Source organism: Sphingomonas sp. Leaf208 (assembly GCF_001421415.1).
GTDB lineage: Bacteria > Pseudomonadota > Alphaproteobacteria > Sphingomonadales > Sphingomonadaceae > Sphingomonas.
The window spans coordinates 268,728-283,681 of record NZ_LMKH01000036.1 but is presented as its reverse complement, the minus strand read 5'-3'; the positions used below and the strand labels follow the sequence as shown (position 1 = coordinate 283,681).

Genomic DNA, 14,954 nt, shown 5'->3' with positions numbered 1-14,954 from the left:
CAGTTGGCCACGTCCCCCAACTGGCCCCGGCCTTCGCCGGGGTGCTGCAGGTATTGGAATAGGGAGCCTTTAAAACTCCCTCCCCTTCAGGGGAGGGCTGGGATGGGGCTTGTCCGCGAACGTGTCGCTTGTGGCAGTGCCCCACCCCGACCCTCCCCTGAAGGGGAGGGAGCTATCAGGTTTCGTCCGACACTACCGCGTCGGCGGCGTTACCGCTGCCGATCATCGCAGACGCCCGCCCACCAACGTGAACCCGCACCCCAGAAACCAACCGCGTCTGGACAACCGCCGCGCCCGCCATCGCCGAGCCAGAACGCAACACCCCCCGGTGCACCGTCACCCCATGCAGCGCATCGGCCGGCTCCGCACCGGAGTCCGCAACGTCGTCCCGATTGCCATAATGCACCGTAACCCCAGCAACCTGCGCCGCAACCGCCGTCACAACACCACCGGAAAAGCTAACACCCCGAACCCCAGGCTCGACCCCGGCATAAGCCTGCCGAAACGTCAGCGCCCGCTCCAACGCCCCCTGCCAGCGATAGAACACATGCGCCCCAACCGTCGTGATCCGCGCAAGACTCGACGCCCACCAAGGCAAAATGCTCGTCGTATGAAACGAAGTCGCCGCCCCGACCGGCGCATAGACGCTCCCACCAAGCGCCGCCGCCGCGACTGCTCGCGCGCGATCCCAAGCCCCCGGCTCCCGCGCCCGGTTCATCGAGCCATCGCAGGTAAAACTGAACTGGCACCCGGTCCGCCGCTCCGCCCCCTGGTACACGACCCCGCAAACGCTGTTCGGAAAGGCCCGGTCGCGCACCCGGTTCAACACCACCTGCGCCACCGCCCGCTGCCCATCCTCGGATTGCGATCGCGCCTCATAATACACCGCCGCGGTCAGGCAGTCCGCGGCGCGGCTAGCGTCATCGACAGAGTTCGAAGTCAGAAACGGTGGAGCAACGAACGGCGCCGCAGCCGCAAACGGCGCATCAGGCGCGGCCGTCGCGATCTTCGCCGAGATGTCGTCCGGCACATGCAACGCCATCCGGCTCAGCAAGGCTCGCGAGTTCCGCTCCGGCTGGACCCGAGCGATCACCGCCGGCCGATCCGCCGGCACGCACGACGTCGCCATCACCAGAGCAGGCAGGCTGATCAGCACATGCGGATAAAGGCCGTAACCCGACGTCTTCATCCCCCCGCTCTAGGCCGCGGGGTTTAGGGACTGGTTAATGGCCACGGGAAACGGGGAAAGCGCCCGCTAAGGGAGCGCACCCCCGTCATCCCGACGAAAGTCGGGACCTCGATCGGCAAGGACGGAAGTGGAAGAGCACGCTCCCGGAAGCTCGCCCCGACCACACCCCCCCGCGTCCGTCATCCTGACGAAAGTCAGGATCCAGGGTAACAAGCGATGCCCTCAATGACCCTGGATCCTGACTTTCGTCAGGATGACGGGGACGGGGCTAGGATGACAGGGACGCGGCTAGGACGACGGGCTCGAACTCAGTGAACGAACCGCGCCACCACATCACGATAAGACCGCGAAACCTTCACGCTCGCACCCGAATTCAGCACCAGGAAGCATTCGCCGTTAGTATGCGGCTTGACCTGCTTCACCAGATCCAGGTTCACGATCGTCGACCGATGCACCCGCTGGAACCTGCGCGGATCAAGCCGCTTCTCCAGATCCTTCATCGTCTCGCGCAGGATCAACGTATTATCGCCGGTATATATGCACATGTAATCACCGGCCGCATCGATCCGCTCGATCGTATCGACATCGACGCGGAAGATCTGTCCGCGATCCTTGATGTTGATAAGCTTCTCGAACCGGTTCGCGGACACCGCGTCCCCATCCGGCATGTCCGCCGCCGCATCCGGCGCGACATCGGCGAGCACTTCGCGCAACCGATCGACTTCCTCGACGCCACGCTTCTCGCTCAAACGCTGCCGAACCCGCTCGATCGTGTCGGCCAGTCGCGATTCCTCGACCGGCTTCATCAGATAATCGACCGCCTGTGCCTCGAACGCACGCAAGGCATGGTCCGAATAGGCGGTGACGAACACGAACAACGGCGGCTCGACCTCCATCAGCCCCTGCACGACGGAGAACCCGTCGAACCCCGGCATCTGGATATCGAGGAAGACTAGATCGGGCTTGTGCGTCTTGATCGCGCGAATCGCTTCGCGGCCGTTCGAGCATTTTTCGATGATCTCGACGTCTTCATGGGCCTGGAGTCGGAGTTCCAGCCCCTGGATCGCCAGCGGCTCGTCGTCGACGAGAATGGTACGGATGGTCATGAGGCCTCTCTGTTCACGTCTTCAAGCTGATACGGAATCTCGATTTCCACCGAGAAGCCGCCAGCGGGCGTGGAGCGGGTTTCGAAACGGTGGTCGGGCCCATATGCCTGAGCCAACCTGTCTCTAATATTAGCGAGCCCCACGCCTGTGGATTGGCTTGAACCGATCCGGCCCTCGATCAAGCCCGGACCGGTATCGGATACGGCGATCTGCACGCGTTCCCCGGCGAGCCGCACTTCGACGCAGATTTCGGCGCCTTCCTCCTGCGGCGTGACGGCATATTTGATCGCGTTTTCGACGAGCGGTTGCAGCAGCAGCGACGGCAGGCGCGCGCGTTCGGCGCGCGGATCGATGTCGAACTTCGGCCGCATCCGATCCTCGAAGCGCATCTTCTCGATCTCCAGATACAGCTTCAGCTGGTCCACCTCCTGCGCGACGGTGACGTGCGCGGTCGGCTCGTTCGCCAGCGTATAGCGCAGGAACGACGACAGCCGGCTCAGCATCGCGTTCGCCCGCTCGGTCTGCTTGAGCAGCACCAAAGTCGAGATCGAGTTCAGCGTGTTGAACAGGAAATGCGGGTTGAGCTGATAGCGGAGCATCGCCAGCTGCGCCGACGACGCCTGGTTCTCGAGATGCTCCATCTGGTCGATCTGCTGCTCGACGATCAGGTAGAAATTGATCCCGAAATACAGCGCCGACCACCCGAACAGCACCGTGAAGGTGACGTACACCGACCCCAGCAGCCGCGTGAGAGTCACCCCCGGCGTCGCGGTCGCGATGAACGAGAAGGTGAACGCGTCGAGCACCGCGTACAGGAACGTCGCCGCGGCGAGCGTCGCGATCGTCAAGAAGATGCCGACCAACCGGTTCATCCGCCGATACTGGCCGTACATCGTCGAGAGCAGCAGCGTGATGCAATACCCCACGATCGCCTCGACGATCACCGGGATCACCCCGTCGAGCGACAGCCCGTTCGAGATCGACACAACGCCGCGCAGAAGCAGATACCCGCTCCACCCGACCGCCTGGAGTATCCAGAACGCGCGCGCCTTGTTCTCGAAAAACGGCCGCGCAGTGAAGGGCAGGCGCCGGGTCGAGTTCAAGGCGGATGAGCCGGGGGGCGGGACGGAAGAATTAGCCATTGGCCCACCGTCTTACACGCCGCGCAAGGCACACGCAAAAGCCGAACGGTCTGGTCGGGCGCTAGGCCGCAAAACGAAAAAGGCCGCCGCACCCCGAGGGAAGCGGCGGCCAATTCGACCGATCAGGTCGGACGCGCTTTAGAACGTGAAGCGCGCACCGATACGGATCGAGTAGAGCGACTGGTTCACGTAAACCTGGTCAGGCTGCGGCGTGAAGTTCGCGCTGCCGCCGACTGGCGAGTAGCGATACTGGGCGCAAGCCTGTCCGGCGTTGGTCGCCACGGCGCCATAGGTGCCACCGGCAGGATTGGCCGCACCCGGCGCGATGCCGGTCGGCACCGCGGTCTGCAAGCACTGCACCCGGACCACCGGGGTGTTGTACGGGAAGACGTACTCGCGCTGCTGGCCCCAGTTCTTGTTCAGGAAGTTCGTGAAGTTCTCGATGTCCGCGAACAGCGTGACGCGCGAGCCGCCGACGAAGGTCGGAATTTCCTGCGCGACGTGAAGGTCGAGACGCGTGAACCACTTCGAGTTGAAGCCGTTACGCGGCGCAGTCTTGCCACGATACTTGCCGAGACCCGACGAGTCGATGAACGCGTTGACCGCATCGCGAACCGCAGCGCTGCTGTACGAGACCTTCGCATCGTCCAGCGTCGGCACGTACATCAGGTAGCGGTTGCCGCCCGTACCCGAGTTCGAGCTGACGCCCGTGGTGCCGAATACCGACGCGCGGCCGCTGCCGTTGTTGCCGAAATCCTGGAACGTGTAGCTGAACGGATGGCCGATCCGCGATTCGCCGAACAGCGCGAACGTGGTCTTGTAGTCCCCGAAGAAGGCGTGGTCGTAGTTTACGCCGTACTTGAAGAAGTACTTAACCTGGTCGTTCGAGATGCCATAGGCAACGTTGTTGGGATCGACGAACGCACCGTTCGAATAGTTCGAACCCGCGGTCGACGACGTTGCCGGCGCTGCGTCCTTGACGTCCTGGTACGTGAAGCTGCCGTTGATGCTCAGCCCCGAATCCCATGCCTTGTCGAGACGCGCGACCGCGATGTAGGCGCGGCCCTTGTTCGTGTTGGTCAGCAGGATGTCGGTGTTGGTGTTGGTGCTCGTCGCACCGCCATCGATCAGGTTCTGGTAGCGCTGGCGGCCGTCCGGGGTAAGCGAACCGGCGATCGGCACCGAACGGATGTCGGTGAAATACACCTGATTGCGAACCTTCGAGTACAGCAGGTCGGCACCGAATACCCAGTTGTCGCCGAGCGGGCCGAGGTTTGCGCTATACTCGCCCGTCAGCGTGGCGCGCCACTGCGACGGGATCTTGAAGTTCGGGTCGAGCGCATTGACCGTCGAGTTGGCCGGAACCGAACCACCCGTCAGGAAGGTGTTGGCCGCGGCTGGAACCGACGTACCGGTAACGCCGGTCAGAAGGGCCGAGGCGGTGGCTGCCTGCGTGGCAGCCGGGGTGCCAGCCGGGAAGCCGTTGAACCCGGTCGCGGTGCGGCTGACGCTGAACGAATTGGTCAGCACGCCGGTGTTCGAGAAGCTGTTCGACACATAGACGTCGGGCGTACCGCCGCCGAAGACACCGCCGCCGCCGCGGATGCTGATACGCTGCGATGGCTTCCAGTCGAAGCCGGCGCGCGGCTGGAACAGGTCGAACCCGGAGATGTTCGCGCTGTTGTTGTTGATGTTGATGCGCTGGCCGTTGACGATCGCACCGTTCGCATAGCGGCTGGCGAAGGCAGCGCTGAGCGGTGGATTGTCGTCCATCGCATACAGGTCGTAGCGTGCGCCAAAGCTGACGTTCAGCGTCGGCGTAACCTTCCACGAGTCCATCACGCCGAACGTGTAGCTCTGGTAACCGAACTGTGCTGCGGCGGCATTGGGATCGAGCGCGGCCAGGCCGTTATTGCCCACGATCGCGTTGCCGTACGCAAACGACCCTGCATTGCGGTTCTGAAGGTCCGCGATCGAGTCGAAATAATAGCTGCCAGCGCTGTTCTGCAGGAACGAGTTGAAGATCGATACGCTCGAGACTTCGGTGAAAACGCGAACGTCATGGTCGTTCATGGTCAGGCGCGCCTGGACCAGGCCACCCCATGTCTCGGTGCGCAGCTCGTTGGTCTGGCGCGAGCTGTCAGGACCGAACGACACGGTGCCGGCGTTGTTCTCGCAGGCGGTTGGCGAGACGGTCAGGCCCGCTGTCGCGGCCGTGCTCGTGGGATTGGTGCAAACACGGAACTGCGCGAAGCCGCGGCCGAGCAACGGATCCTGGATACGCGTGTAGTTCTTGTAGAAGCCACGAACTTCGGTCGAGAAGCTGTCCGACCATTCAGAGTTCAACTGCGCGACGCCGGTGTGCAGGCGGTTGCCCTGGATATAGGCGTTCGACGCCAGGCCCAGACCGGTCGGTGCCGTCGGGAAGGTGTTCTGGAGCAGGTTGATGGCGTCGTTGGCGTAGGTGTAGGTCAACGACAGACGCTGCTTGTCGGTGATGTTCGCGTCGATCTTGGCGACGACGCGGTCGTCCTTGTCGCCGAGGTTACGCAGCACGCCGCCGGTGTCGTAATTATAGACCGACTTCGCGATCGCGCTGATCTGGTCGACCTGCGCCTGGCTGATGCCCAGGATGCTGGTGCCGGCGTTGTTGTCGGTCGGACCCTCAGCGATCGGACGGCCACCGCGAAGGCGCTCGCCGGCGACCATGAAGAACAGCTTGTCCTTGATGATCGGGCCGGACAGTTCGGCGCCGTAGTTCTCGGTCTTGAAGTTGGGGACGCTGACGCGCAGGTCCTTGGTGCGCTTGCCGACGAACTCGTCGCGCGACTGCGAGTAGAAGCCGGTGCCGTGGAAGTCGTTGGTGCCGGACTTCAGCACGATGTTGATCGCGCCGCCCTGGAAGTTGCCCTGGCGCACGTCATATGGTGCGACCTGTGCCTGGAACTGGCCGATCGCGTCGAGCGGGATCGGCGAACGGCGGCTGGGCAGGCCATCGCTGTTCAGGCCGAAATTGTCGCTGACCGACACGCCGTCGACGGTGAAGCGGTTATAGCGCGCGTTCTGGCCGGCGAACGAGACCGAACGGCCGCCCGAGGGGCTGTCGTCGAGGCGGGCGAACGGATCGCGACGCTCGAGATCGCGGATGTCGCGGTTGACCGAAGCGATGTTGGCGATCTGGCGCGCGTTGAGGACGGTCGTCGGCCCCTGCGAGATAGACCGCGCGTTGGGCAGGCTGGCGGCGGTCACGACGATCTCGTCGGCGCCACCAGCAGCGTCGGTGGCCAGATCGATCGGAAGATCGAACGCCTGCGCGACGGTGATGTTGACGTCGGTGACCTGCTTGCTGCCATAGCCGGCTGCTGCGACGGCAACGGTGTAGGGGCCGCCGGGACGGAGGCCGTTGACGTTGAACGTGCCCGATGTGTCGGTGGTCGCGGTCGAGCGCGAACCGGTCGAGGGGCTGGTGATCTCGACAGTCGCGCCGTTAACCGGCGCGCCATTCGCGGTCACGGTGCCGCGGATCGAGGAGGTGGTTTCCTGCGCGGACGCAGTCATCGGGGCGATCAGCGCAATCGCTGCCGCACCCAGGAATAGGTTGTTACGCATTGAAGTTCCCCTTTGAGCTTCTGCTCGAGATCCGCGACTTTTCGTTCGGCCTGCCGCGCCCCTGCACGCCGGATATTTCGGTTCTGTGACATTGGCGAGTCGGGAAGTGTCACAGACACACTCGGTCATGGTGCGTTGCAAAAAAGCCACGCAATCGAACCCTTTCGGGGTAGCCGGAACCATTGTGGGGAGTGTGGTCCGCGCCTCAGCTGGCGGCGACGATCTCGGCCCATTCGGCTTCGGTGATCACGCGGATGCCGAGATCGGTCGCCTTCTTGAGCTTCGAGCCAGCACCCGGCCCGGCAATGACGAGCCCCGTCTTGCTCGACACCGACGCGGCGACGCGTGCGCCTAGCGCCTCCGCCTGCGCCTTGGCCTCGTCACGGCTGAGCGTTTCAAGGCTGCCGGTAAAAACCAGGATCTGCCCGGTCACCGGCGACTCGCGCGTTTCGTGTATGACGTCCGCGGGTTTCACTTCGCGCAACAGGTCGAACACGACTCGGCGGTTGTGGGGTTCGGCACAGAAGCCGACGAGCGCGCTCGCCACCTCGGGACCGATCCCGGCCGTCTCGATCGCACCGACCAGCAGCTTGTCGCGACGGAGCACGAACTTGCGCTCGGGTTCGCCAATCACCGGTTCGATCTGGCCGCGCAGGAACACCGCGTGACGCAGTACCGCGCCGAGCGCCTTCGCCGACACATAGCGTCGCGCAAGGTCTCGTGCGGTAATCTCGCCGACGTGGCGGATGCCGAGCGAGAACAGGAAACGGTCGAGCGGGATCGTCCGCTTGGTCTCGATCGCCGCGATGACCTTGGCCGCCCACACGCGCCCGTCCTTCTTGCGCGCCGCGAGTTGTTCCTCGGTCAGGCGGAAGATGTCGGCGGGCGATTCGATCAGTCCGTCGCGGAAGAACGCCTCGATCAGCGTCTGGCCGAGCCCGCCGATGTCGAACGCGTGGCGCGAGGCGAAGTGGATCAGTCGCTCGACTCTCTGCGCCGGGCAGATCAGCCCGCCGGTGCAACGATAGACGACCTCGCCTTCCTCGCGCTCGGCCGCGGACCCGCATTCGGGGCAAATGTGGGGGAAGACGTACGCCTCGCGCGCGGCGTCCGGCGTCAGGTTCTCGACAATCTGCGGGATCACGTCGCCGGCGCGCTGGACGAGCACGCGGTCGCCCGGCCGCACGCCCAATCGCTCGATCTCGTCGGCATTGTGCAACGTCGCGTTGGTCACGACGACCCCGCCGACGGTGACGGGAGAGAGGCGCGCGACCGGGGTCATCGCACCGGTCCGTCCGACCTGGATGTCGATCCGTTCGAGCAGCGTCTGCGCACGCTCGGCCGGAAACTTGTGCGCGATCGCCCAGCGTGGTGCCTTCGCGACCTGACCCAGTCGTGCCTGCCAGTCGAGCCGGTCGACCTTGTAGACCACGCCGTCGATGTCGAACGGCAGGTCGGCGCGCTCGGCTTCGATCTTGCGATAAACGTCGAGCGCCGCAGCCGTTCCTTCGACCCGCGCGAACCCGTCGGCGATCGGGAAGCCCCAGCCGCGCAACGTGTCGACGACCTCGGCCTGCGTTTCGCCCGGCACGACGCTCGCCTCGCCCCAGCCATGCGCGAGGAACCGGAGCGTCCGGCTCGCGGTGACGCTTGCATCCTTCTGGCGCAGCGATCCGGCGGCGGCATTGCGCGGGTTGGCGAACTGCCGTGCGTCCTTGCCGGTCTCCTCGGCCTCGGCGAGCAGGCGCGCGTTCAAGGCGGCGAAGTCGTCCTTCGCCATATACACCTCTCCACGAACCTCGAAGATCGCGGGCGCTTCGCCGTGCAATTGCTGAGGAATATCGCCGATCGTGCGAACGTTGGCGGTAACGTCCTCGCCGACCTGGCCATCGCCACGCGTGAGGGCCTGCACGAGGCGTCCGTCCTCATACCGCAGCGAACACGACAGTCCGTCGATCTTCGGCTCCGCGGTCAGCGCGACCGGTTCGTCGTCCGCCAGCTTCAGGAACCGGCGCACGCGCGCGACGAACTCCTCGACTTCCTCGTCCGCGAACGCGTTGTCGAGGCTCATCATCGCCTTGGCATGCGCGACCTTCGCGAGGTGCCCTACGGGTGCAGCGCCTACCGTCCGGCTCGGCGAATCGCTCCGCGCCGCCGCCGGAAATGCAGCCTCGATCACCGCATTGCGCCGCACCAGCGCGTCATAGTCGGCGTCGCTGATCTCAGGCGCGTCGTCGGTGTGATAGCGCGCGTTATGATACGCGATCTGCGCGGCGAGCATCTCCAGCTCGGCGGCGGCTTCGGTTTCAGTCGCGGGAAGGTCGGGCATCGCGCCGGGTTAGGGGAGGGTGCCACCTTTCGACAAGACCTCGATCAACATGGCGTGAACATTCGCCCGACTTGCGCGCTGACATCCCAAGGCATTTTCAGGGAAACATTATCATGACAGACACCAGCCGTCGAGACCTCTTCAAGGGCGCCGCCGTCACCGGCCTAGCCGCAGCCGCCGCACCCGCCTTCGCGCAGGGGGCCGCGCCGCTCGCGGATCCGAAGACCAAATATCCCTCGCAACCCTTCCCCGAACAGCGCCAGAAATGGCCCGCACTCCAGCGCAACATGCACCCCGTTCCGGATTGCGGCGAGGCGAGCTACCGCGGCTCGGGACGCTTGGCCGGTCGCAAAGCACTCGTCACCGGCGGCGATTCGGGGATCGGTCGTGCCGCCGTCATCGCGTTCTCGCGCGAAGGCGCCGACGTCGCGATCAACTATTACCCGACCGAGGAACCCGACGCACAGGACGTCGCCAAGCTGCTCCGCGCCGAGGGCCGTAAAGTCGTCCTGATCCCCGGCGACTTGACCGATGCGAAGTTCTGCAACGATCTGATCGCGCGCGCGAACCGCGAACTCGGCGGGCTCGACATCCTCGTCAACAATGCGGCCTATCAACAGTCGAAGGAGTCGATCGCCGAGATCAGCTTCGAGCAGTTCGATCGCACCATGAAGACGAACGTCTACGCGATGTTCCACCTGTGCAAGGCGGTGATCCCGCTGATGAAGCCGGGCGCGTCGATCATCAACACCGCGTCGGTCAACTCGGTCAGCCCGGAAAAGGAGTTGCTCGACTACGCCTCGACCAAGGGCGCGATCCTGATCTTCACCAAGGCGCTGGCGAAACAGCTCGCCAAGCAGGGCATCCGCGTCAACGCGGTCGGACCGGGCCCGATCTGGACGCCGTTGCAGGTTGCGGGCGGGCAATTGCCGGGCAAGATGGGTGAATTCGGCCAGGATACGCCCCTCGGTCGCGCCGGTCAGCCGGCCGAACTGGCGGGTCTCTACGTTGCGCTGGCGGACCCGAGCGACAGCTACACCACCGGCAGCTTCTTCGGCGCGAACGGCGGCACCGGCGCGTCCTGAATTCGCCCATCACCCCGGCGAAGGCCGGGGCCCAGTTGGCAAGGTCGTTGTAAGGGAGCACCGTGTTCTCCAGCTAAACTTTGCCAACTAGGCCCCGGCCTTCGCCGGGATGAAAGCGGGGGTGCGATGAAAACAGCAGTTATGATCATCGCCATCGTCCTTGCCGCTCCCGCCGCCGCCCAGCACACTCACGTCTCCCCTAAGCCGGCCCCGGCGATCGGCTACGACTGGAACGACGATTCGTCCGCGGACGACCGCGTGCAGCAATCGCTATGGCCGCGCTCCGACGCGAGCGCCGCCGGGCTCGACGACATGATCCACGCTGAACAGGCGCCGGTCCGTGCGGTGATCCACGAAGACGGCGATTTCGGCAGCCGGGCGCTGCACGGCCTGCGGAAGGTCGGCGGCGATTACATCGTCGTGCCGGTGCTGAAGATCCACCTGGGTCACCCGCGGCAGGCGATGCCATAACCCCGAACTTGTTCTCCCGCGAACGCGGGAGTCCAGGGTCAAGGACGCTGTGGGCGGTATCCTGGGCCCCCGCCTTCGCGGGGGAACAAGACCGGTGGTAAATCCATCTGAACCTGAGCGCGTTAAGCCCGCTCGAGCAACCGCTCCGCCTGCGCCCGCGCTTCATCGGTAATCTGCGCGCCCGACAGCATCCGCGCGATCTCTTCCCGACGCTCCTCCTCGCTCAAAGCCCGCACGCCGGTCCGCGTGACTGTGCCGTCGCTGCTCTTGGCGATCAGCAGATGCTTCGCTCCGCGCGCCGCAACCTGCGGGCTGTGCGTCACCACCAGCAGCTGCGTGCTCAGCGCCAGCCGCGCGAGTCGCTCGCCGATCGCGCTCGCCACCGCGCCACCGACGCCGCGGTCGATCTCGTCGAACACCATCGTCGACGCGCCGCCCTCTTCCGCCAGCGCCACTTTCAACGCGAGGATGAAGCGCGACAATTCGCCGCCGCTAGCGATCTTGGTCAGCGCGGCAAACGGCGCGCCCGGATTGGTCGAGATCTCGAACTCGACCCTGTCCTTGCCCGCCGCCGACCAGCCCTCTTCACCCAGCGGCGCAACGACGGTCTGGAACCGCGCCGCATCCAGCTTCAACGGCGCCAGCTCACCCGCCACCGCCACGTCGAGGCGCTTCGCCGCTGCCAACCGCCGCTTCGTCAACGCATCGGACGCCGCATCGAAAGCCTTCCGAGCCGATGACACGCGCGCCTCGATCTTCGCGATCCCGCCCTCGCCCGCATCCAGCCGCTCCAGTCGCGCGCGCATCTCATCCGCTAGCGCCGCCAGATCATCCGGCTGCACGCGGTGCTTGCGCGCCATCGCCCGAAGCTCGAACAACCGCGCCTCGTCATCCTCCAGCGCGCGCGGATCATAGGCCATGTCCGCCCGCGCATCGCGCAGGCTCTCCTCCGCCACCGAAGCCTCGATAACCGCGCGATCGACCGCCGCCAGCGCATTGCCGAGCGCGACATGATCCTCCGCGATCCGCTCGAGCACGCGCGCGGCTTGGCGCAGCTTCGCCATCCCGCCATCCTTGCCCTCGAGGAAATCGTCGATCGCGGCGAGGTCGTCCGCGATCTTCTCCGCGCGCTGCATAGACCGCCGCGTATCCGCCAGCGTCTCCTCCTCGCCCTCGACAGGCGACAGCGCGGTTAGTTCGGCAACCGTATGCTCGAGCCACTCGCGATCCCGCGCCGCCGTCTCGATATCCGCGCGGGCGGCGGCCAGTTCGGCCTCGGCAGCACGGAAACCCGCATACGCCTTGCCGGTAGCCCTAGGCTCGGTCCGCCCGAAAATATCCAGCAGCGCCCGATGCCCGCGCGCATTCAGCAATCCGCGCTCGTCATGCTGCCCGTGGATCTCGACCAGGTGCGGCGCCATCTCGCGCAGCAGCCCCGCCGACGCCGGCTGGTCGTTGACGAACCCGCGACTGCCGCCGTCCGCCTTGACGATGCGCTTCACGATCAACGGCTCGCCGTGCTCGATCTCCAGCCCGTTCTCCTCGAACAACATCGCGAGCGGCGACTCGGGGGCAGGGGCATCGAACGTCGCGGTCACGACAGCCTGCGCCGCGCCATGCCGCACCAGCCCGCTGTCGCCGCGGCCACCCAGCGCCAGCCCCAGTGCGTCGAGCAGGATCGACTTGCCCGCGCCGGTTTCGCCGGTCAGCACGCCTAGCCCTTCGCCGAATCCCAGATCCAGCGCCTCGATGAGCACCACGTCGCGAATGGAAAGATCGGTCAGCATCCCGCGCGTCTTAGACGATCCGCACGCGAAGTTGATCCCCCATTGTTCTCACGCCCGGGTTCTCATGGCGTATTCTGCGATCAGTTGCCGGGGCCGGTCCGCGTCGCGCTGCCCGGACCGACGGGTGCGGGGCTGGAAACACTGCCCGCGCCCGTACCACCGGTGTTGCCGTTCGCCTTCGGAAGCTCCAGCGCCCCGGTACCCGGCGTGCCTGCGGTCCCGGTCGGCACGACTGGCTCGCCCGGTGCCAGCGGTGCGATCGGCTTCACCGGATGGTCCTGCATCAGCTTGTAGGCGTGATCGTACCAGTCGGTGCCCGGATAGTTGCGACCCAGCACCGCGGCGGCCTTCTCGGCCTCGATCGGCACGCCGAGCTGCAGATACGTCTCGGTCAGCCGCATCAGCGCCTCGGGCGTGTGCGTGGTCTGCTGGAACTTGTCGATCACGGTGCGGAACCGCCCGTTCGCTGCGAGCCACTGGCCGCGCGTCTCGTAGAAGCGCCCGATCTCCATCTCCTTGCCGGCGAGATGGTCGTTGACCAGATCGATCTTCAGCCGTGCGTCCGATGCGTAACGCGTGTTCGGATAGCGACGCATCAGCTCACCGAGCGAATCGAGCGCCTGGCGCGTGATCTTCTGGTCGCGCGTCACGTCGGTGATCTGCTCGTAATAGCCGAGCGCGATCAAATAATAAGCATAGGGTGCGTCGCGGTTACCCGGATGCACCGCCAGGAAGCGCTGCGCCGAGCTGATCGACGCGGTATAATCCTTGGCGAGGTAATAGCTGAACGCCGACATGATCTGCGCACGACGCGCCCAGATCGAATAGGGATGCTGGCGCTCGACCTCGTCGAACAGCCGCGCCGCCTCCTTGTAGCGCCCCTGATCAAGCCGCGCCTTTGCGGTCGAATACAGCGTTCCCACGTCGCGCGCGACGTAAGGAAGGTCGCCCTTGGCGGAACGACCCGCACAACCGGCCATGGGGAGCGCAAGCGCTGCGATGAGCGTGACAGCAAAGGCACGCGACATGCTCGGAAGGGACTGGGGGATACGCATCGGCGTTGTCCTTAGCGTATGCGGGGCTTTGCGAACAATCCCTTTCGCCACCCCGCTCCAAGCCCAATTCACGGCGTCGATGGGCCGGGCAATGAAGGGCTTTTCGCGGCCCGGATCACACGGCAATAGTCATGCGTTGCCGACCCGTCATTCCAGTCGAGGATATCCCATGCCCGCCACCCTGCTGCATACCCACCGCGTCGAGAAGCCCTGGGGTCGCGACACGCTTTGGCCCGGGTTCGAGGATGCCGCCCCCGGTACGCCGCCGATCGGCGAAGTCTGGTTCCAGGAGCCCGGCAACACCACCCCCGACCTGCTGATCAAATACCTGTTCACCAGCGAGAAGCTGTCGGTCCAGGTCCATCCCAACGACGAACAGGCGCACGCCCGCGGCCTGCCGCGCGGCAAGGACGAGTGCTGGACGGTCCTCGCCGCCGAGCCGACCTCGACGATCGCGGTCGGCACGAAGCAGCCGATCTCGAAGGACGAACTCCGGCAGTCGGCGATCGACGGCACGATCGAGGACAAGCTCGACTGGAAGCCGGTCAAGCCGGGCGACTTCATGTATTGCGCGTCGGACACGATCCACGCGATCGGCGGCGGCCTGACGGTGATCGAGGTCCAGCAGAACTCCGAGACCACCTACCGCCTCTACGATTACGGCAGCGACCGCGAGCTTCACCTCAAGGACGGCATCGAGGTCGCCGACCCCACGCCCTACGTCCCCGTCGCGCCGCCGATCGAAGTCGAAACCGGCCGCACGATCATGGTCGAGGGCCCCAAGTTCGTGCTCGAGCGCTGGAGGGGCGGCGACCACGTCGTCAATCTGCCCGAAGGCACGACCGGATGGGTAATCCCGATCACCGGCTCGGGCGATGTCGCAGGCGTCGCGTTCAAGGCCGGCGAATGCGCGACGATGACCGGCAGCGAAACGGTCTCGACGAGCGCGGATGCGGATCTGCTGTTCGCGTATCCGCTGGCGAAGCGGATCTGATCAACACCTTCACCTCCCGCCTCCTTGTTCTCCCGCGAAGGCGGGAGCCCAGTCTGGGTCCCCGCCTTCGCGGGGAAACAATGTAGTCGAGGGCAAACGCCACCCCAACCACCACCACCCCGGCGAAGGCCGGGGCCCAGGTGGAAAGGTGGCAATAATGGAGAACCACGCTCCGTTAGCTACGTCC

The 14,954-nt window shown here is 65.4% G+C and carries 10 protein-coding genes; 3 read left to right on the top strand and 7 right to left on the bottom strand.

Annotation, left to right across the window (positions count from 1 at the left end; translation table 11 throughout):
• Positions 1-175 precede the first annotated feature (175 nt).
• The 5 genes from ASE69_RS18875 to ligA form a co-directional block, all read right to left on the bottom strand.
• Entirely contained in the window at positions 176-1,189 is a 1,014-nt protein-coding gene (locus tag ASE69_RS18875; RefSeq protein WP_082453240.1) for a cell wall hydrolase, read from the bottom strand.
• 308 nt (positions 1,190-1,497) lie between these two features.
• Positions 1,498-2,295: a LytR/AlgR family response regulator transcription factor gene (locus ASE69_RS18870; protein ID WP_031393111.1), complete on the bottom strand. Its 798-nt coding sequence runs from the start codon at positions 2,293-2,295 to the stop codon at positions 1,498-1,500.
• Positions 2,292-3,437, bottom strand: a complete 1,146-nt coding sequence (locus ASE69_RS18865) for a sensor histidine kinase (protein ID WP_082453239.1) — start codon at positions 3,435-3,437, stop codon at positions 2,292-2,294. Before ASE69_RS18865 ends, ASE69_RS18870 begins: the two co-directional genes overlap by 4 nt.
• A gap of 138 nt (positions 3,438-3,575) precedes the next feature.
• Positions 3,576-7,046 carry a TonB-dependent receptor gene (locus tag ASE69_RS18860; RefSeq protein ID WP_056489928.1) on the bottom strand — a complete coding sequence of 1,157 codons (3,471 nt, stop codon included), beginning with the start codon at positions 7,044-7,046 and terminating at the stop codon, positions 3,576-3,578.
• A 205-nt stretch (positions 7,047-7,251) separates the two neighbouring features.
• Entirely contained in the window at positions 7,252-9,375 is a 2,124-nt protein-coding gene (gene ligA, locus ASE69_RS18855; protein ID WP_056489925.1) for an NAD-dependent DNA ligase LigA, read from the bottom strand.
• A 113-nt stretch (positions 9,376-9,488) separates the two neighbouring features.
• On the opposite strand from ligA, the gene ASE69_RS18850 reads away from it, so the two are divergent.
• Entirely contained in the window at positions 9,489-10,460 is a 972-nt protein-coding gene (locus ASE69_RS18850) for an SDR family oxidoreductase (RefSeq protein ID WP_056489922.1), read from the top strand.
• 126 nt (positions 10,461-10,586) lie between these two features.
• Complete coding sequence (locus ASE69_RS18845) at positions 10,587-10,931, top strand: hypothetical protein (protein WP_056489919.1); 345 nt, start codon at positions 10,587-10,589, stop codon at positions 10,929-10,931.
• A gap of 122 nt (positions 10,932-11,053) precedes the next feature.
• Here ASE69_RS18845 and recN read toward each other — a convergent pair whose 3' ends face one another.
• Together recN and ASE69_RS18835 are read right to left on the bottom strand one after the other, a co-directional pair.
• Complete coding sequence (gene recN / locus ASE69_RS18840) at positions 11,054-12,718, bottom strand: DNA repair protein RecN (RefSeq protein ID WP_056489916.1); 1,665 nt, start codon at positions 12,716-12,718, stop codon at positions 11,054-11,056.
• An 80-nt stretch (positions 12,719-12,798) separates the two neighbouring features.
• On the bottom strand, positions 12,799-13,698 hold the full coding sequence (locus ASE69_RS18835; protein ID WP_414883463.1) for an outer membrane protein assembly factor BamD: 900 nt from the start codon (positions 13,696-13,698) through the stop codon (positions 12,799-12,801).
• A 244-nt stretch (positions 13,699-13,942) separates the two neighbouring features.
• Here ASE69_RS18835 and ASE69_RS18830 point away from each other — a divergent pair, with 244 nt between their 5' ends.
• Complete coding sequence (locus ASE69_RS18830; protein WP_056489909.1) at positions 13,943-14,767, top strand: class I mannose-6-phosphate isomerase; 825 nt, start codon at positions 13,943-13,945, stop codon at positions 14,765-14,767.
• Positions 14,768-14,954 lie beyond the last annotated feature (187 nt).

Bases quoted from the DNA above. Each gene is read 5' to 3' on its own strand.
- ASE69_RS18850 (WP_056489922.1), top strand. From the start codon at position 9,489: ATGACAGACACCAGCCGTCGAGACCTCTTCAAGGGCGCCGCCGTCACC.
- ASE69_RS18865 (WP_082453239.1), bottom strand. From the start codon at position 3,437: ATGGCTAATTCTTCCGTCCCGCCCCCCGGCTCATCCGCCTTGAACTCG.
- ASE69_RS18875 (WP_082453240.1), bottom strand. From the start codon at position 1,189: ATGAAGACGTCGGGTTACGGCCTTTATCCGCATGTGCTGATCAGCCTG.
- ASE69_RS18830 (WP_056489909.1), top strand. From the start codon at position 13,943: ATGCCCGCCACCCTGCTGCATACCCACCGCGTCGAGAAGCCCTGGGGT.
- ligA (WP_056489925.1), bottom strand. From the start codon at position 9,375: ATGCCCGACCTTCCCGCGACTGAAACCGAAGCCGCCGCCGAGCTGGAG.
- ASE69_RS18860 (WP_056489928.1), bottom strand. From the start codon at position 7,046: ATGCGTAACAACCTATTCCTGGGTGCGGCAGCGATTGCGCTGATCGCC.
- ASE69_RS18835 (WP_414883463.1), bottom strand. From the start codon at position 13,698: ATGGCCGGTTGTGCGGGTCGTTCCGCCAAGGGCGACCTTCCTTACGTC.
- recN (WP_056489916.1), bottom strand. From the start codon at position 12,718: ATGCTGACCGATCTTTCCATTCGCGACGTGGTGCTCATCGAGGCGCTG.
- ASE69_RS18845 (WP_056489919.1), top strand. From the start codon at position 10,587: ATGAAAACAGCAGTTATGATCATCGCCATCGTCCTTGCCGCTCCCGCC.
- ASE69_RS18870 (WP_031393111.1), bottom strand. From the start codon at position 2,295: ATGACCATCCGTACCATTCTCGTCGACGACGAGCCGCTGGCGATCCAG.